General features: G+C 71.2%; 16 protein-coding genes. 14 read left to right on the plus strand and 2 right to left on the minus strand.

Annotation, left to right across the window (positions count from 1 at the left end):
* Nucleotides 1–50 precede the first annotated feature (50 nt).
* From O7624_RS19080 to O7624_RS19110, 7 genes are all read left to right on the plus strand, one after another.
* Nucleotides 51–1301 carry a fused response regulator/phosphatase gene (locus tag O7624_RS19080; protein WP_170863401.1) on the plus strand — a complete coding sequence of 417 codons (1251 nt, stop codon included), beginning with the start codon at nt 51–53 and terminating at the stop codon, nt 1299–1301.
* Nucleotides 1298–3088 carry a sensor histidine kinase gene (locus O7624_RS19085; protein WP_282236772.1) on the plus strand — a complete coding sequence of 597 codons (1791 nt, stop codon included), beginning with the start codon at nt 1298–1300 and terminating at the stop codon, nt 3086–3088. The genes O7624_RS19080 and O7624_RS19085 overlap by 4 nt, the downstream gene beginning before the upstream one ends.
* Entirely contained in the window at nt 3085–3537 is a 453-nt protein-coding gene (locus O7624_RS19090) for a response regulator (RefSeq protein ID WP_093403507.1), read from the plus strand. Before O7624_RS19085 ends, O7624_RS19090 begins: the two co-directional genes overlap by 4 nt.
* Complete coding sequence (locus O7624_RS19095; RefSeq protein WP_282236773.1) at nt 3530–4339, plus strand: inositol monophosphatase family protein; 810 nt, start codon at nt 3530–3532, stop codon at nt 4337–4339. Before O7624_RS19090 ends, O7624_RS19095 begins: the two co-directional genes overlap by 8 nt.
* A 295-nt stretch (nt 4340–4634) precedes the next feature.
* Nucleotides 4635–5639, plus strand: a complete 1005-nt coding sequence (locus O7624_RS19100) for a hypothetical protein (protein ID WP_282240682.1) — start codon at nt 4635–4637, stop codon at nt 5637–5639.
* 36 nt (nt 5640–5675) lie between these two features.
* Nucleotides 5676–7229, plus strand: a complete 1554-nt coding sequence (locus tag O7624_RS19105) for a fused MFS/spermidine synthase (protein WP_282236774.1) — start codon at nt 5676–5678, stop codon at nt 7227–7229.
* 71 nt (nt 7230–7300) lie between these two features.
* On the plus strand, nt 7301–8962 hold the full coding sequence (locus tag O7624_RS19110) for a serine/threonine-protein kinase (RefSeq protein ID WP_282236775.1): 1662 nt from the start codon (nt 7301–7303) through the stop codon (nt 8960–8962).
* A gap of 9 nt (nt 8963–8971) precedes the next feature.
* Here the strand turns inward: O7624_RS19110 and O7624_RS19115 are convergent, their stop codons facing one another.
* Together O7624_RS19115 and O7624_RS19120 are read right to left on the minus strand one after the other, a co-directional pair.
* Nucleotides 8972–9643 (minus strand): TrkA family potassium uptake protein, encoded by a 672-nt coding sequence (locus O7624_RS19115; protein ID WP_282236776.1) that lies wholly within the window; start codon nt 9641–9643, stop codon nt 8972–8974.
* Entirely contained in the window at nt 9633–10967 is a 1335-nt protein-coding gene (locus O7624_RS19120; protein WP_282236777.1) for a potassium transporter TrkG, read from the minus strand. The genes O7624_RS19115 and O7624_RS19120 overlap by 11 nt, the downstream gene beginning before the upstream one ends.
* 285 nt (nt 10968–11252) lie before the next feature.
* Here O7624_RS19120 and O7624_RS19125 point away from each other — a divergent pair, with 285 nt between their 5' ends.
* From O7624_RS19125 to O7624_RS19155, 7 genes are all read left to right on the plus strand, one after another.
* The gene (locus O7624_RS19125; protein ID WP_348774955.1) at nt 11253–11708 is read left to right on the plus strand and encodes a hypothetical protein; all 456 of its coding nucleotides are present in this window, start codon (nt 11253–11255) and stop codon (nt 11706–11708) included.
* A gap of 325 nt (nt 11709–12033) precedes the next feature.
* Nucleotides 12034–13239, plus strand: coding sequence for a substrate-binding domain-containing protein (locus O7624_RS19130; RefSeq protein ID WP_282236779.1), 1206 nt, complete (start codon nt 12034–12036; stop codon nt 13237–13239).
* A 6-nt stretch (nt 13240–13245) separates the two neighbouring features.
* Nucleotides 13246–13989, plus strand: a complete 744-nt coding sequence (locus tag O7624_RS19135; protein WP_093403522.1) for an ABC transporter ATP-binding protein — start codon at nt 13246–13248, stop codon at nt 13987–13989.
* Nucleotides 13986–14762 (plus strand): ABC transporter ATP-binding protein, encoded by a 777-nt coding sequence (locus O7624_RS19140; RefSeq protein WP_282236780.1) that lies wholly within the window; start codon nt 13986–13988, stop codon nt 14760–14762. The genes O7624_RS19135 and O7624_RS19140 overlap by 4 nt, the downstream gene beginning before the upstream one ends.
* Complete coding sequence (locus O7624_RS19145; RefSeq protein WP_093403525.1) at nt 14762–15652, plus strand: branched-chain amino acid ABC transporter permease; 891 nt, start codon at nt 14762–14764, stop codon at nt 15650–15652. Before O7624_RS19140 ends, O7624_RS19145 begins: the two co-directional genes overlap by 1 nt.
* Nucleotides 15649–16779, plus strand: coding sequence for a branched-chain amino acid ABC transporter permease (locus O7624_RS19150; protein WP_282236781.1), 1131 nt, complete (start codon nt 15649–15651; stop codon nt 16777–16779). The genes O7624_RS19145 and O7624_RS19150 overlap by 4 nt, the downstream gene beginning before the upstream one ends.
* A 183-nt stretch (nt 16780–16962) precedes the next feature.
* Nucleotides 16963–17709 carry an SDR family oxidoreductase gene (locus O7624_RS19155; protein ID WP_282236782.1) on the plus strand — a complete coding sequence of 249 codons (747 nt, stop codon included), beginning with the start codon at nt 16963–16965 and terminating at the stop codon, nt 17707–17709.
* The last annotated feature ends 1 nt before the right edge of the window (nt 17710 follow it).

A 17710-nucleotide genomic window follows, 5' to 3' on the forward strand; every position in this document is an offset into this window, starting at 1 on the left:
GCACTCGGAAGGAGCCCGACATCACCAGCGATCAGCCGCCAATCGCGGCGGTGACCCGGCCGGCCCGGGGGACCGGGATGACCGGTCCCTCCGTCGTGTCGTGGCCGTACCCGCAGGGAGGGCTGGGTGGCAACCCGAACCTGCCCCCCGGGGAGCGGCTGAGCGTGCTGCTGGTGGAGGACGACGAGGGTGACGCCTTCCTGGTCGGCGAGTTGCTGGCCGAGACGAACTCCGGAATCGACCTGCTGGTGGCGACCAGCCTGAGCGAGGCCCGCCAACGGATCGCGGGGGTCGACTGCGTACTGCTCGACCTGGGGCTGCCCGACGCGCAGGGGCTGGACGGGCTGCGGCAGGTGCTGGAGATGTCCGGCAGCGCGGCCGTCTGTGTGCTCACCGGTCGCACCGACGAGCACCTGGGTATCGTGGCGGTTGCCGAGGGGGCGCAGGACTACCTGGTCAAGGGCCAGGTCGACGGGGTGCTGCTGACCCGGGCGCTGCGCTACGCCGTGGAGCGCAAACGGGCCGACGAGAACGCCCGCCGGCTGCGTGAGGTGGAGCTGCGCCAGGCCGAGTCGGCCCGGTTGGAGCGCGGCCTGCTGCCCCAGCCGCTGATGTCGACCGATCAGATCGCCGTACACACCTTCTACCGGCCCGGCCGGCACGCCGCCCTGATCGGTGGGGACTTCTACGACGTGGTGCAGACCCGTCCCGACCGGGTGGATCTGATCATCGGCGACGTCTGTGGACACGGCGTGGACGAGGCGGCCCTCGGCGTCGAGCTGCGGGTGGCCTGGCGGGCGCTGATCCTCGCCGGGGTACCGGACGACGAGGTGCTCCCCGCGCTGGAACAGGTGCTGATGAGCGAGCGTCGGCTTCAGGAGATCTTCGCGACCGTGGCGACGGCCCGGCTGGACCTCAACGCCGGCCGGGCGACGGTGCGGCTGGCCGGCCACCCGCCACCGGTGCTGCTCGCCGGTGGGCGGGTGACTCCGGTGCCCGCCCCGGGTGGTCTGCTGCTCGGCGTACGGCCGCGTCGGCCCGTCGCCTTCGACCTGAAGTTCGACACCGAGGACTGGTCTCTGCTGATGTACACCGATGGTCTGATCGAGGGCCGGGTGGGCGCGGGCGACGAACGTCTCGACGTGCCCGGCCTGACCCGCCTGCTGACCGAGCCGGCCAGTCGGGCGGTTGCGCTGCCCGATCTGCCGGCCTGGCTGGTCGGGCGGGCCGAGCAGCTCAACGACGGCCCGTTCGCCGACGATGTGGCGATGCTGCTGGTCACGCGGGGTGGTGGCCGGTGACGGCCACGGGTGCCGGCTGGAGCCTGCGCGGTCGGCTGGCCCTGCTCGTCGCCGTCGTCGGGTTGCTGTTGCTCGGGGTGGCCGTCGCGGAGGCGGTGGTCGCCACCCGTAGCCGGGCGCACATCGACGCGGTGCTCAACGAAACAGGTCCGCTGCGGGCCCAGTCCCAGGAACTGCTCGCGGTCCTGGTCGACCAGGAGACCGCGATCCGGGGGTACGCGCTGACCGGCGAGCGGGAGGATCTCGCCCCGTTCGACACCGGCCGGCAGCGGGAGCAGGAGCTGGCCGCCTCGATGGACCGGCTGTTGGCCAGCTACCCGGAGCTGCGTGACGAGTTCGGCACGGTGCAGCAGCGGGCGGAGCAGTGGCGGCAGGCGGTTGCCCTGCCGGTCATCGCCGCCATCGAGACCGGTGGCGCCACCGCCGGCCAGCAGTTGCTCACCGACCAGTCGCGGCAGCAGTTCGACCAGATCCGGGTCGCCGTCGACGTGTTGCAGAACGGCATCCTCGAGGTTCGCGACGAGGCCGCGGCGAACGTACGCAGCACGAGCAACCTGCTGGTGCTGCTGCTGGTCATCGCGGCGCTCGTGGTGCTGGTCACCGGGGTGGTGCTGCTCACCTCGCTGGAGCGGATGGTGATCCGTCCGCTGACCAGCCTGGCCGGGCAGGTTCGGGAGGTCGCCGTCGGCGACTACGGCCACCACATCACCGGCACCGGTCCGCCGGAGTTCCAGCGCCTCGGCGAGGACGTGGACGCCATGCGCCAGAAGATCGCCGCGGACCTGGCTGAGGTGCGTGAGGCCCGGGAGCGCATCGAGTGGGTCAACGCTCAGTTGCAGAAGCAGGCCGAGGAGCTGACCCGGTCCAACCGTGACCTGGAGCAGTTCGCCTACGTCGCCTCGCACGACCTGCAGGAGCCGTTGCGCAAGGTGGCGAGTTTCTGCCAGCTGCTCCAGCGGCGTTATGCCGGGCGGCTCGACGAGCGGGCCGACCAGTACATCGCCTTCGCGGTGGACGGCGCGCAGCGGATGCAGCGGCTGATCAACGACCTGCTGGCCTTCTCCCGGATCGGCCGGCTCACCACGGGCTTCACCGATGTCGACCTGAACCGCCTGATGGCCGAGGTGGCGGCACAGACCGAGCCGGCCCGGCAGTACGCCGACGCCGAGCTGACCTGGGGCGAGCTGCCGGTGATCCGCGGCGAGGAGCCGCTGCTGACCAACCTGCTGGTCAACCTGGTCAGCAACTCCGTGAAGTTCCGTCGGGCGGATGTTCCGCCGAAGGTGCACGTCTCGGCCCGGCTGATCGGCGAGGATTGGGAGATCACCTGCCAGGACAACGGCATCGGGATCGAGCCGGAGTTCGCCGACAAGATCTTCGTCATCTTCCAGCGACTGCACGCCAAGGACGCGTACCCGGGTACCGGAATCGGGCTGGCGATCGTCAAGAAGATCGTGGAGTACCACGGCGGTCGGGTCTGGGTGGACACCGACGTGCCCGAGGGGACGGCGATCCGCTTCACCCTGCCCGCGCTGCCCGCCGACACGGAGGCTGCGCAGAGCGCCACCGGCGCGGACGGGTCCGCTGCGGACGGGGAGGCTGCGGACGGGGCCGCTCCGGCGGCGGTGGGGACGGACGCGGCGGCAGGCCGGGCCGATGACGAGGTCCCGGCGGGTGACGGTACCGTCGGCGCCGAGGCCGGCGGCGACTCGCAACGCCCCTCGGCCGTCGCTGGCCTGCCACAGGCCGGCGGTGGGACAGGTGGCATGAAGGAGGCGGTGGGATGACCGCGCCGGCGGACGGTAACAGCCCGATCGAGGTGCTTCTGGTCGAGGACGACCCGGGCGACGTGTTGATGACCCAGGAAGCGTTCGAGGAGCACAAGCTGCGCAACCGGCTCAACGTCGTGTCCGACGGTGCCGAGGCGCTTGCCTACCTGCGTCGCGAGGGCCAGTACGCGGACGCGGAGCTGCCGGACCTGATCCTGCTCGACCTGAACCTGCCCCGGCGGGACGGTCGGGAGGTGCTGGAGGAGATCAAGAAGGACGAGCAGCTCCGCCGGATCCCGGTGGTGGTGCTTACCACCTCCCAGGCCGACGAGGACATCCTGCGCAGCTACCAGCTGCATGCGAACGCGTACGTGACCAAGCCGGTCGACTTCGAGCAGTTCATCGCGGTGGTCCGGCAGATCGACGAGTTCTTCGTCAGCGTGGTGAAGCTGCCGCCGCGTGGTTGACACCCTGCTCGACGACGTCGGCGAGCTGCTGCGGGAGACTGCCGACCGCGTCGTGCTGCCCTTGTTCCGCCATCTCGACGCCGCCGACGTGAGCGAGAAGGCCCCCGGTGAGCTGGTCACGGTCGCCGACCGGCGGGCCGAGGAAATGATCAGCGCCCGGTTGCTCCGACTGCGCCCCGGCTCGGTGGTGGTCGGCGAGGAGGCGGTGGCCGACGATCCCGACCTGCTGCGTCACCTGCGTGCCTCGGGGGACGTCTGGCTGGTCGACCCGGTCGACGGCACCGCGAACTTCGCAGCGGGCCGCCGCCCGTTCGCCTTGATGGTCTCCCTGCTCACCGATGGCGAGCCGGTGGCCGCCTGGGTGTTCGACCCGTTGGCCGACGCGCTGGCGACCGGCCGTAACGGCGAGGGCACGTACCTGGACGGTCGGCCGTTGCACCTGCCCGACGGGGCACCGCCAACGGGTGAGCTGCGGGGCACCGCGATGACGAAGTTCCTGCCGGGGCCTTCACGGCGCACGGTGGAGGCGGGCGGTGCGCGGCTCGGCGAGCTGCTACCGGGGCAGCACTGCGCCGGTCGCGAGTATCTCGACGTGCTCACCGGCCGGCAGCAGTTCGTGCTGTTCTGGCGGACCCTGCCCTGGGACCACGGCCCAGGCACCCTGCTGGTGCGGGCCGCAGGCGGAGTCGCCCGCCGGCTCGACGGCACGGACTACCACCCCGCCGACACCGAACACGGCCTACTGGTAGCCGCCAACCAGGAGGTCTGGACCAAAGTCCACACCACTCTCCTCCCCACCTGATCCCCTGCGCCCACCCGGCGTTGATCATGAGGTCGGCGGCGAGTTCGACCGAAAATGCCGCCAACCTCATGATCAACGCCGGGTATGGGTGCGGAGGGTGAGGGAGCGGTTGCGGGTGGTTGAGGGTTCGGCGGGGTTGGGGGTCGGCGGGCTGGTCGGGAGGGATGGTTCCGGTATCCTGACCGGCGGCCTTCCGCCAGCAGGCCGCCGACCGGCGCCGGCGGGGGCCGCCGCCGCGCAGTGGAACTCATCGGGGGCCGGCGGCCGACGAAAGGATGCTTTCGTGCGCAGGTCCATGCCCGTCCGGCGGTACGCCCACCGGCCGCTGATCGCCCTGCTCGCCGCCGTGGCGCTGCTGCTCGGCGTGGGTGCCGTGCCGGCGTACGCCGAGCCCAACGAGGGTGGCAGCAAGAAGCTGCGGGACGCTCTGGAAGCCACCGCCAAGGCGCACATCGACGCCAAGCGCAAGCTGGACGGCTCCAAGAAGCGGCAGAAGCAGATGGCCAAGGAGTTGTCCGCGATGGAGGGCCGGCTCAACGAGCTGACCGCCATGGTCGGCGAGGTCGCCGCACAGTCCTACCGGGTCGGGCGGCTCAGCCCGGCGGCCGTACTGCTGGACAGCGCGACGCCGGAGGCGTTCGTGCAGCGCGCCGCCAACCTCGACATGATGGCCCAGCGGGACAGCCGCCGGATCCGGGAGCTGACCGAGGCGCGTGAGCAGGCCCGGCAGGCCAAGCTGGCGATCAACGCCGAGGTGCGCGAGCAGACCAAGCAGTTGGCCGTGATGGCGAAGAAGAAGAAGGAGGCCGAGGCGGCCCTGGCCGCGGTCAGCTCGGGTAGCGGCGGCGGGTTCAGCGGTGGCAGTTCCACCTCGGCGAAGCCGGCACCGCGTAACTCCGACGGTTCCTGGCCCGGCGAGTCGTGCTCGGTGAACGACCCGACCACCTCGGGCTGCATCACGCCCCGCACGCTGCACGCGCTGAAGCAGACCCAGGCCGCCGGATACAAGCGGCACGTCTCCTGCTACCGCAGCGGCGGCTCCGGCGAGCACCCCAAGGGTCGGGCCTGCGACTTCTCCGCCGCCACGAACGGCTTCGAGGACCGCACGGCGACCGGTGGCGACAAGTCGTACGGTGACAGCCTGGCCGCCTGGCACGTCCGCAACGCCGACCGGCTCGGCGTGCTCTACGTCATCTGGTACCGCCAGATCTGGCACCCGGGCACCGGCTGGCGGGCGTACAGCGGTAGCGGCAGCCCGGCCGCCGACCACACGAACCACGTTCATCTCTCGATGTACTGACCCGCCGGCCCGGGGCCGCTGCGTACCATCGCCACGATGAACTCTCCATCGCCTGACGTGGCGGCCCCAACCGCGCCGTCTTCGCCGGAGGTGCCCCGGGCCCTGCCCAACGGGCTCGCCGCGTTCCTGGTCTTCTACTCCAGTGGTGCCGTTCTGGTCCTGGAGACCGCCGCGCTGCGCCTGGTCGGGCCGTACGTCGGGGTCACCCTCCAGGTGACGAGCTCGGTCATCGGCATCGCGTTGGCGGCGATCGCGTACGGGGCCTGGGCGGGTGGCTGGCTGGCCGACCGGCGCAACCCGCGTACGCTGCTGGCCCCGGCGCTGGTGCTCTCCGGCATCGCCACCGCGATCACCCTGCCGGCGGTGCGGTACGCCGGTGAGGTGCTGCGGGGCGGTGCGGCAAGCGCGGTTCTGCTGCTGGTCGCGGTCGCCGTGTTCGCGCCCGCGATGCTGCTCTCGGCGGTCAGCCCACTGGTGATCAAACTTCAGCTCGCCGACCTGCGCCGCACCGGCCAGGTCGTCGGCCGGCTCTCCGGCATCGGCACCCTCGGCGCCGTCACGGCCACCCTGGTCACCGGCTTCGTGCTGGTGGCAGCCCTGCCCAGCACCGTCATCCTGTTCGGGTTGGCCGCCTCCCTCGGCATCACCGGCATCGCGCTCGGGGTGTACCTGCACCGGCAGGACCGGCCCGCCCTACCCGGGCCGGCCCGGGTCAAGGCCGCCCTGGCGGTGCTCGGCCTGGCCGGGGCCGGGCTGACCATGGTCGCCCCGAACCCGTGCGACGTCGAGACGGCGTACCACTGTGCCCGGGTACAGGCCGACCCGGGTCGGTCCAGCGGGCGGACGCTGCTGCTCAACTCGGCCCAGCACTCGTACGTGGACCTGAACGACCCGACCCACCTGGAGTACGCGTACACCCGGTGGATCGGCGCGGTGGCCGACGTGCTCGCCCCGTCGGGCCAGCGGCTCGACGCGCTGCACCTGGGCGGGGGCGGGTTCACCGTGCCGCGTTACCTGACCGCCACCCGGCCCGGCACCGACAACCTGGTGTTCGAGATCGACGGCGGGCTCGTCGAGCTGGGGGAGCGGCGACTCGGCGTACGCCAGGGACCGGACCTGCGGGCGGTGGTGGGTGACGCCCGGATGCTGGTGGCCGACGAGGCGACCGACAGCCGCGACTTCGTGGTGGGCGACGCCTTCGGGCACCTGGTGGTGCCCTGGCACCTGGCCACCCGGGAGATGGCCGCCGAGATCCGCCGGGTGACCCGCCCAGCTGGCGTGTACGTGCAGAATGTCATCGACTACCCGCCGCTGCGGTTCATCCGCAGTGAGGTGGCCACCGTCGCCGCCGAGTTCGGGCATGTCGCGCTGATCGCCCCGCCCGAGGCGCTGGCCGGCGAGCGGGGTGCGAACTTCCTCATCATGGCCTCCGACGCGCCACTGCCACTGGCCGCGGTACGGGCCCGGCTCGACGACGCCAACGAGCCGGCCAGTCTGCTCAGCGGCGGTGACCTGACGGATTTCGTCGGCGACGCGCTGGTGCTCACCGACGACTACGCTCCGGTGGACCAACTGCTCGCCACCGCCTGATCGGGTGACATCCGTGACCGAATCAGACCAGAAAGGTGTAGGCGGCCTCACGTCGGGCAACAACGCCGACCATGGGTGGTGCGGTGAGCAGAGGCGCGCAACTGCTCGGTGAGCGGTACCGGCTCATCGAACAGCTCGGCGCGGGCGGCATGTCGGTGGTCTGGCGCGGCTACGACGAGGTGCTCGGCCGGCAGGTGGCGGTCAAGGTGCTCGCGTCCCGGCTGGCCAGCGACCGCGCGTTTCGGCACCGGATCCGGATCGAGGCCCAGGCCGCCGCCCGGCTCTGCCACCCCAACATCACAAACGTGTACGACTACGGCGAGTCCGTGCAGGTCGGGTTGACCGTGCCGTACGTGGTGATGGAACTGATCGACGGCGGTCCGCTGACCGCGCGGTTGGCCCGGGACGGACGCCTGCCGTGGCGGGAGGCGGTGGCGGTGGCGGCCGAGGTCGCCTCCGCGCTGGCCACCGCGCACGCCCGGGGTGTGGTGCACCGCGACGTGACCCCCGGCAACGTGATGCTCACCGCGACCGGGGTGAAGGTGGTCGACTTCGGCATCTCCGCGCTGGTCGGTGAGAGCGAGAAGGGGCCCGACGGCAACCTGCTCGGCACCCCGGCGTATCTCGCGCCGGAACGGCTCGACAACGGCCAGGTCAGCCCGGCCACCGACGTGTACGCGGTCGGGCTGCTGCTGTACCGGATGCTCACCGGTCGGCTGCCCTGGCAGGCCGACACCACCACCCAGATGCTGCGCGCCCACATGTACCGCGAGCCGGAGCCGATGCCCGACGTGCCGGGCCTGCCCGGTGCCGTCGCCGACCTCGTGCAGCGCTGCCTGGCGAAGCGGCCGGCGGATCGTCCGGCCACCGCAGAGCTGGCCCGGGTCCTCGCGGAGGCGGCCGGCAAGGTGTCGACGGTGCCGGTGGGCACCGGCGTGGGTGACATCGGCCCGTCGTCGCTGGCCGACGCCGGTACCACGATCCTGCCCTGGTCCGCGGCGACCGACGCGCTGCCCCTGGCCGGCCTGCGCACCCGGCGCCGGCTGAACCGCAGGCGCCGGATCGAGGCGGTGACGGCCGCCGCCGGGCTGATGGCCGTCACGGCGGCGGTCTGGGGGGTCACGTCGCACAGCCCCGCCAGCGGTGGAATCGATCAGCCGACCCAGGCGCGTATCGGCGGCGAACAGGAGATTCCCTGCCAGGTGACGTACGCGCTGCGCAAGGATTCCGGCAAGGACTTCACCGCGGAACTGAGCCTGACCAACACCGGCGATCGTGAACTGCGCGACTGGACCATGAGCTTCGCGTTCCCCGGCGAGCAGCAGGTGACCGACGCGACACCGGTGCCGGTGCGGCAACAGGGCCGGTCGGTGGCGGTGCAACCGGTCCCGCAGCGGCCGGCGCTGGCACCGGGTGCCACCGAGAAGGTGAACCTGACCGGGCGGTACTCCGGGACGAACCCGCTGCCGGTGGAGTTCCGGATCGGCACGGCGGTGTGCGGGGTGCAGGTCTCCGGGGTGGCTGGCACCGCGCCCACCACCAAACCGGCACCCACCAAGTCGGCCACGGCCAAGACGGTGAAGGCAACGGCCGGCAAGGCCGGGTCCGGTGACACCAAACCGAAGGCGAAGAAGCCCAAGGCCGAGAAGGCCAAGCCGGACGACGGCAAGGCGAAGGGCAAGGGTGGAGGCAAGCCGCAGCCGGACAAGCCCGGCAAGGGCTCCGGCCGGTGAGTTGAGCGGTCAGGACCGCGCGGCGAAACGCTGGATCTGTTCGATGGTTCCCTCCACGATGAGGATCGTGTCCTCGGTGAGGTCCAGGACGTGCGAGGCGTACCGGTACCGGTTCTCGCCCGGCCGCTTCACCCCGATCACCCGTACGCCGTAGCGGTCCAGCAGTTGAATCTCGCTGGTCGGGCGACCGGCGAGCGACCGCGGAACGCGGACCCGTGCCACTGCGAAGGCCTCATCGAACTCCACGAAGTCGAGCGTCCGGCTGATGATCAAATGGGCGAGCCGCTCGCCGGTCTCCGCCTCGGGAAAGATCACGCGGTGCGCGCCGACCGAGGAGAGGATCTTCGCGTGCTGGCCCGAGGTCGCCCGGGCCCAGATCTGCGGTACGCCCAGCTCCACCAGGGCGAGCACGGTGAGCACGCTGGCCTCGACGGAGGCGCCGATGGCCACCATCACCCGGGGCAGGTCGGACAGGCCGAGCTGGCGCAGCGCGCCCTCGTCGGTGGCGTCGGCCTGCGCCACCTGGTCGAGCATCGACGACCACTTCTGCACCTGCTGAGCGTCCCGGTCGATGGCCAGCACCTCGCGGCCGAGGGCGGAGAGCGATTCGGCCAGATGGCTGCCGAACCGGCCGAGGCCGATCACGGCGATGCCGCCCGGGTCCGATTTCCTATCCGACAATGGGTTGCTCCTCTGGGTATCGGTACAGCCGACGTCGGGTGTTCAGCGCGATCGCCGAGCCGAAGGTGAGCGGCCCGACCCGGCCGACGTACATGAGCACGGTCAGCAGGAACTGGCCACCGTCGGACAGGGAGGAGAGGACGCCCACCGAGAGCCCGGTGGTGCTGAAAGCCGACGTGACCTCGAACAACGCGGCGTAGAACGGAAGCTTGTCGGTCATCGCGATCAGCGTGGCGGTCCCGCCGGCCACGATCGCGACGCTGAGCAGCGCGACGGTGAGGGCCTGCCGCTGGCTGGCGGTGGCGATCCGACGGTGACCGACCGTGACGTCCGGCTCGCCGCGGACCTCCGCCCAGATGACGAAGGCGAGCAGGAAGAAGGTGGAGACCTTGATCCCACCGGCGGTGCTGGCGCTGCCGCCACCGATGAACATCAGCCCGATCAGCAGGATGTGACTCTCCTCCCGGAGCAGGCCGGTCGGCACCACCTCGAAGCCGCCGGTGCGGGCCAACGCGATCTGCGTGAACGCGGCCACCACCTTGCCGGGTACGTCGTACTGGCCGACGGTCCACGGGTTGGCCCACTCGGCGGACAGGAACGCGACCGCACCGAACACGACAAGCGCCGCGCTGCCCCAGATGGTCAGCTTGGTGGCGACCGCCCAGCGCGCCGGCTGCCGCCACTCGCGGACCGCTTCGAACAGGGCCGGGAAGCCGAGACCGCCGACGATCGCGCCGAGGGCCAACGGCAGGCTGACCCACGGGTCACGGGAGAAGGCCAACAGCCCGTCGGGGTAGAGCGAGAATCCGCAGTTGTTGAAGGCCTGGATGGAGTGGAACGCGGCGGACCAGAGGGACCGCCGGAACGGTTGGTCGTAGCCCAGCCAGAGCCGGCCGGTGACGACGACGGTCATCGCCAGCTCGCAGGCGAAGACCGTGGTGGCGATGCGCAGCAGCAGTCGGCGTACGTCGCCGATCCCGTACTCCGCGGTCTCGGCCCGCAACAGCAGCCGGTTGTGCAGCCCGAGCCGCCGGGACACGGTGAGGATCACCAGCGCGGCACCGGTCAGGATGCCGAGCCCACCCAACTGGGTGAGCACGGTGATGAGCGCCAGCCCGGAGCCGGACCAGTAGTTCGGGGTGTCGGTGACGGTAAGGCCGGTCACCGAGATGGCCGACGTGGCGGTGAACAGCGCGGTCATGAACGAGGTGTGCTGGTACTCGATGGTCATCGGCCGCAGCATCAACAGGCCGGTGCCGATCAGGATCGCCACCAGGAAGACCAGCGGCACGAGCCGCACCGGGTGACGAAGAAACCGACGCACCAGACAATCTTCCGATTCTGCGCGCGGTTCCGGGCCTGAACCGACATCCCGACGCCCCGCACCCCGACCCGCCCTTGCTCTGCCCCGTCCCGGTCTAGCCGGCAACTTCGGGGATACTGCCGCCTCGGGCGCTGGCGACCCTGCAACTTTGGGGATGTTGCTGTCTCCCGCGACCACCGCCGTTCTCGAAGGGTTGCGGGGTATTGGATTGTGGGTCGTGGACGTAGCGTCGGCGAGGTAGGTGGGTGGGCTGCGGAGGGACGTCGGGTTGGGCGGCGGATGATCATGGATGCGACGTTGGTGCGCATCGGCCAGGGGGTCGAGTTGCATCATCAACAAGGCCAGCGCGAGGCCGCTCGCGACCTGTTCGCGCAGATCTGGGACGAGATCGGCGGGGAGCGGGGCGACCCCTTGCACGTCTGCGTCCTCGCCCACTCGATGGCCGATGTGCAGGACGACCTTCACCGGGAGCTGCTCTGGGATCAGCGGGCGCTGGCAGCGGCCGACCAGCTCACCGACGCCCGGGTCGCGGAGGCCGGCGTGCCGATGACCGTGGCCGGCCTGTATCCGTCACTGCACCTCAACCTCGGTGACTGCTACCGCAGACTGGGTGATCTCGACCTGGCCCGCGACCACCTCCACCGCGCGGAGGCGGGGATGGTCGAGCTCGCTGACGACGACTACGGCCGGTTGATCAAGAGCGGCCTGGACCGACTGGCCGAGCAGCTGTCCGCCGGGTAGGAAACGGGCCGCCGTCCCGCGAGACACCGCGACCTGTGCCTTCGGCTGGCCCGGACGCCCCGACATGCCGCAACTCGTCGTCGCCGGAGAGCGTTCGCGAGTGGGCGGCGGACCGTGGCGGGGGGCGACACATGACGGCCGCGAACCGTGGCAGCGGGCGACCGCCGTTGTGCTGGGCCGGTGCGCCCGGGCTCCGGGCTTGTAAGTGCCGGCCACCTCGGCCCGGTTACTTGTGTGTTTCGACCACATGGCCCGTGGGTGACGTCACTTCTAGCGTGAGCCGACACATAAGGTTCCTCCCTCTGAGTCCTCACGTGGAGTCGCAATGACGGTCCGGACGACACGGCGGGTGTTCATCTCCGCCGCCACGATGATGGCCGCGGCGATCGCCGCCACGGCCTGTGGCAGCCCTCAGGACACCGCCAACGGCGGCGGCGACAGCGCCGCCCCGGTGAAGGTTGGTCTGGTCTACTCCCAGTCGGGAGCGCTGGCCAGTTACGGAAAGCAGTACATCGAGGGGTTCAGGGCCGGCCTGGACTTCGCCACCGACGGCACCAACAAGGTCGGCGACCGCACGATCGAGATCACCGAGGTCGACGACGCCGGTGACCCGGCTAAGGCGGTCTCCGCAGCCAAGGATCTGATCGGCAAGGGCAACAAGATCATCGCTGGTTCGACGGCCTCGGGCGTGGCGCTCCAGGTCGCCCCGATCGCCGCGCAGAACAAGGTGCTGTTCATCTCCGGCCCGGCCGCCACCGACGCGGTGACCGGCGCGAACAAGTACACGTTCCGCTCCGGCCGGCAGTCGTACCAGGACGTGGTGACCGCGAAGTCGTTCATCGGCGACCCGGCCGGCAAGAAGGTGGTGGTCTTCGCCCAGGACGGCGCCTTCGGCGACGCCAACGAGGCCGCGGTCAAGGCCGTCATCGGTGGAGCCGGCGCGAGCGTCAGCGCCGTCCGGGCGCCGGCCAGCGCGACCGAGTTCACCCCGTTCGCCAGCCAGATCAAGTCCGCCAAGCCGGACCTGCTCTTCGTGGCCTGGGCCGGTACCACCGCCCCGGCCATGTGGCAGACCCTGGACCAGCAGGGCGTGCTCACCTCCACCACGGTCGTCACGGGCCTGGACATCCGCGCCTCCTGGCCGACCTTCGGTGCCGCCGGCAGCAAGATCTCCTTCCTGTCGCACTACTTCGACGGGGCCAGCGACACCGAGGCGGCCAAGGCCGCCAAGGCGAAGGTCCCCGGCGGCACGCTCGACCTGTTCCACCCGGACGGGTTCGCCGCCGCCCAGATGGTGGTCCGCGCCGTGACCGAGGGTGGCGACGACGTCGAGAAGATGGTCACCGCGCTGGAGGGCTGGAGCTTCGAGAGCGTCAAGGGCAGCATGACCATCCGTGCCGAGGACCACGCGCTGCTCCAGCCGATGTACCAGGCGAGCCTGACCGGCAGCGGCGACACGTTCACCGCGACCGCTCAGAAGGCGCTCACCGGTGACGAGACCGCGCCGCCGGTCCAGGCAATGAAGGGCTGACGCGAGATGCTCGCCACCCGCGGTCTGACCTGGCGGATCGGTGAGGTCTCCATCGTCGACTCCGTCTATCTGGACCTGGCACCCGGGGAGTTTCTCGGCGTGATCGGTCCCAACGGCGCCGGCAAGACCTCACTGTTCAACCTGATCACCGGCCTGCGCCGGGCCACCGAAGGCCGGGTGACCCTGGACGGACAGGACATCTCTGCCCTGCCGCCGTACCGGCGGGCCCGGCTGGGCCTGGGCCGTACGTTCCAGGCGTCCTCGGTGTTCGGTTCGTTGAGCGTGCGGGAGAACGTCCGGCTCGCCGTGCAGGCACACCGCGGGGGTTCGCTGAAGCTGTGGCGGCGGGCGGCGGCCGACCGGGAGGTCGCCGCCGCCGCCGACGCGGCGCTCGACCGGGTCGGCCTGGCCCACCGGGGTACGGCGTTGGCCGGCACCCTCGCCCACGGCGAGAAGCGGAAGCTGGAGATCGCCCTGCTGCTGGCCGGCGAGCCACGGGTGATGCTGCTCGACGAGCCGATGGCCGGGGTCAGCGCCGAGGACGTGCCGGAACTGGTCCAGGTGATCCGTGCGTTGACCGGGGACAGCGGTCGAGCGGTGCTGATGGTGGAGCACCACATGGACGTGATCCTCGAACTGGCCGACCGGATCGCCGTCATGCACCACGGCGCGTTGCTGGCGTGCGACACGCCGGAGACGGTGATGGCCAACCCGACCGTACAAGAGGCCTACCTCGGGGAGTCGCTGTGAGCGAACCCGTATTGACCGTGGAGGATCTGTCGGTCCGGATCGCCGGGCTGCACATCCTCCAGGGAGTGTCGTTCACGGTCGCGCCGACCGGGGTCACCGTGCTGCTCGGCCGTAACGGGGTCGGCAAGACCACCACGCTGCGCGCCGTCGTCGGGCTGACTCCGCGCAGCGGCGAGGTACGCGGCACGGTCCGGATGGGCGCCCGGAGCCTACTTTCCCAGCGGACCCACCGCCTGGTCCGCGATGGGCTCGGCTACGTGCCCGAGGACCGCTGCGTCTTCGCCGGACTCACCGTCGCGGAGAACCTGCGGCTCGCCGAGCGGCGCGGCACCACCCCGGCGTACGACCGGGTGTTCGCACTCTTTCCCGAGCTGGACCGGCGTTCCCGGCAGCGGGCCGGATCGCTCTCCGGTGGGCAGCAGCAGATGCTCGCCATCGGCCGGGTGCTGCTCAACGACAACCGGCTGCTGCTGGTCGACGAGCCGACCAAGGGGTTGGCGCCGAAGGTGGTGACCGAGGTGGCCGAGGTGCTGGAACGGGTCGCGGAGTCCGTGCCGGTGCTGCTGGTCGAGCAGAACCTGGCGGTGGTCCGGCGGCTGGCCCGCGACGCGGTGGTGCTCGCCGCCGGACGGGTCGCCTGGGCCGGCGACGCCCAGGAGTTGCTGTTGGAAACCGCGCTGACCCGGTCCCTGCTCGGCGTCGGCTCGGCAGAGGGCCACCAGACCGCCAGCCAGCCGGCCGCCGCCGCGTCGGCCTCGGAGGACGGCAACTGATGGACGCGATCATTCTGCTGACGCTTACCGGGCTCGGCCTGGCCGCCCTCTACTTCCTGGTCGCCTCCGGGCTGTCGTTGGTCTTCGGCCTGGCCGACGTGCTCAACTTCGCGCACGGGCTGTTCCTCGGCGTCGGCGCGTACGCCACCTGGTGGGCGGCGGGGAACCTGCCCGGCGCCGGCCCCGACGGCCTCGGTTTCGTGGTCGCGGTCGCCTTCGGGGTGGCCGCCGGCACGCTGATGGCGGTGCTTGTCGAGCTGGTGCTGATCCGGCCGCTCTACTCGCGCACCATCGAGCAGGTGCTGGTCACCGTCGGCCTCTCGCTGGCCGGCGTGGCGTTGTTGCAGGCCACCTGGGGCGCCGACGCCCGACCTTTCCCCCGTCCGGCATGGACCCGCGAGGTGACCTCGATCTTCGGCGCGCAGGTGCCCAACGGAGGTCTCCTGCTGATCGTCGCTGCGGCGCTGGTGCTCGGCGCGATCCTCGCCTTCCTCCGCTGGACCCGCTACGGCCTGATCATCCGGGCCGGCGTGGAGAACCGGGAGATGGTGACCGCGCTGGGCATCGACGTACGCAAGGCGTTCACCCTGGTCTTCGCCATCGGCGGGGCGGCGGCAGCGTTGGCCGGGGCGCTGGGCAGCGTCTACTTCGGCACCGTCTCGCCGCAGCAGGGCGGCTCGCTGCTGATCTTCGCGTTCATCGTGGTGGTCATCGGCGGCATGGGCTCGGTGGTCGGGTCCGCGTACGCAGCGGTCGCGGTCGGGCTGCTGCAACAGTTCGTCAACTACTACGGCACCTCCGGACTGGGTGACATCTGCGTGGTGGCGTTGCTGGCCGTGGTGCTGCTGCTGCGTCCGCAGGGCATCGCCGGGAAGGCGGTTACGGCATGACCGAGGTCAAGAGCCCCGAGGTTTCGGCACCACCGGCGGTGGTGCCCGACGAGTTGACCGAGCAACCAGGCCGCTGGGGCCGGCTCCGCCCGTTCCTGCCGCTGGTCGCGCTGGTGGTGGCGCTGATCCTGCCGTACTCGACGCTGCACCTGCCGGGCATCTTCGAGGGCGCGCTGAACTCGCCGGGCACCCTGCAACTGCTCGCCGTGTGTCTGGTCTTCGGCGGTCTGGCGGCCGGTTACGACCTGCTTTTCGGGCGCACCGGAATGCTCTCCTTCGGCCACGCCCTCTACTTCGCCGCCGGCGTCTACGGCACCGACATCCTGATCACCCGGGCCGGGCTGCCGCTGTGGCAGGCCGCACCGCTGGCCATCGTGGGCGGAACCATCCTCGCCGGGCTGCTCGGTGCCGTGGCGCTGCGTACGGTCGGCATCGCCTTCGCCATGGTGACGCTGGCGTTCGCGCAGGTCGGGGCGATCCTGGTGGCCCGGGACTTCGGTGGCCTCACCGGTGGTGAGGAGGGGCTGCCGCTTGACGTCGCCGGGCTGCCGGACGGGCTGGTCGGGGTCACCAACACGGTAAACCTGTACTGGTTGGCGCTGGCGTATCTCGTGGTGGTGGTCTTCGTGGTGCACCGGGTCAGTGGCTCGCCGACCGGGCGGGTGCTGGCCGGGTTGCGCGACGACGAGCGCCGCATCGGCGTGCTCGGGCTGGATCCGTACCGCTTCAAGCTTGTCGCCTTCACGCTGGCTGGCGGCTTGGCGGCGGCCGGCGGGGCGGTCTACTGCCTGATCGTCGGCGGTGCCTCGCCGCACATCACCAGCAGCGAGCTGACCCTGTCGCTGCTGGTGATGGTGGTCCTCGGCGGGCCGGGTACCCGGTGGGGTCCGGTGCTGGGCGGCATCCTCTACATGTACCTGGACCACCGACTGGTGTCGTTCGGCACCTCCGACGCGGTGAACGCGCTGCCGGCGTTCCTCAGCCGGCCGCTGTCCCAGCCGCTGTTCGTGCTCGGCACGGTCTTCATCCTGGCCGTCTACTTCTTCCCCGGTGGCCTGGCCAGCCTCGCTCCTCGCCTGGCCCTGCTCCGTGACTCCCTGCGTCCCGGCTCCCGCCAGCGAGGTTGATCAGGCGGTCGGCGGGACGGCACGGACGGCGTGCCGTCCCGCCGCGCTAGCCTCATGATCGGTGGCCGGACCGACGCGTCGGTCCGGCCAGCCGGGCATCCGGCTGGTCACCGTCGCGCTGCGGCACGGCGGTGGCGGGTCCGGCCGGGCGCGTGCGGGAAAAGCAGCGACGGGGAGGACGGCATGAGCGAGCGGTTGGCCGTGGTCAGTGGCGGCGGTACGGGGATCGGGGCGGCGGTGGCACGGTCGCTCGTCCTGGACGGGTGCTCGGTGCTGGTTCTGGGCCGGCGCGCGGAGGTGCTCAGTGCGACGGTCGAGCGGATCGGCGCCGAATGTGGCCGTCCCGAGGCGATCCGTGCCGTGACGGCGGACCTCACCGACCCGGACCAGGCGGCGAAGGTGGTCGAGGCGGTGGGTGGTCGGCCGGTCGACGTGCTTGTCAACAACGCCGGCGGCTACCACAGCGCGGAAAGTGACACGCTTGCCGGGATCGCCGTGAACTGGCGGGCGACCCTGGACACCAACGTGCTCACCGCGGTGCTGCTCACCGAGGCGCTGCGGCCGGCACTGCGCCGGCCCGGCGGTCGGGTGATCCTGATCAGCTCCATCGCCGCACAGCGCGGTGGCGGTGACGCGTACTCGGCGGCGAAGGCGGCGCTGCACGGCTGGGCGTACAGCCTCGCGGCCCAACTCGGGCCGGATCAGATCACGGTCAACGTGGTCAGCCCGGGCTACGTCGCGGAGACCGAGTTCTTCGACGGCCGGATGACCCCCGAGGGCCACGCGCAGCGGGTGGCCGCGACCCTGGTCGGCCGGGCCGGGGTGCCGGACGACGTCGCCGAGTCGGTGCGCTACCTGGCCAGCCCCGCCGCCGGCTACGTCACCGGGCAGGTGCTCGGCGTCAACGGGGGGTCGGTGTTCGGCCGCTGAC

Source organism: Verrucosispora sp. WMMD1129 (genome assembly GCF_029581255.1).
In the GTDB taxonomy this organism is placed as follows: Bacteria; Actinomycetota; Actinomycetes; order Mycobacteriales; family Micromonosporaceae; genus Micromonospora; species Micromonospora sediminimaris.

Bases quoted from the DNA above. Each gene is read 5' to 3' on its own strand.
- O7624_RS19110 (WP_282236775.1), top strand. From the start codon at position 7,301: ATGGGTGGTGCGGTGAGCAGAGGCGCGCAACTGCTCGGTGAGCGGTAC.
- O7624_RS19150 (WP_282236781.1), top strand. From the start codon at position 15,649: ATGACCGAGGTCAAGAGCCCCGAGGTTTCGGCACCACCGGCGGTGGTG.
- O7624_RS19090 (WP_093403507.1), top strand. From the start codon at position 3,085: ATGACCGCGCCGGCGGACGGTAACAGCCCGATCGAGGTGCTTCTGGTC.
- O7624_RS19135 (WP_093403522.1), top strand. From the start codon at position 13,246: ATGCTCGCCACCCGCGGTCTGACCTGGCGGATCGGTGAGGTCTCCATC.
- O7624_RS19125 (WP_348774955.1), top strand. From the start codon at position 11,253: ATGGATGCGACGTTGGTGCGCATCGGCCAGGGGGTCGAGTTGCATCAT.
- O7624_RS19105 (WP_282236774.1), top strand. From the start codon at position 5,676: ATGAACTCTCCATCGCCTGACGTGGCGGCCCCAACCGCGCCGTCTTCG.
- O7624_RS19100 (WP_282240682.1), top strand. From the start codon at position 4,635: ATGCCCGTCCGGCGGTACGCCCACCGGCCGCTGATCGCCCTGCTCGCC.
- O7624_RS19145 (WP_093403525.1), top strand. From the start codon at position 14,762: ATGGACGCGATCATTCTGCTGACGCTTACCGGGCTCGGCCTGGCCGCC.
- O7624_RS19130 (WP_282236779.1), top strand. From the start codon at position 12,034: ATGACGGTCCGGACGACACGGCGGGTGTTCATCTCCGCCGCCACGATG.
- O7624_RS19155 (WP_282236782.1), top strand. From the start codon at position 16,963: ATGAGCGAGCGGTTGGCCGTGGTCAGTGGCGGCGGTACGGGGATCGGG.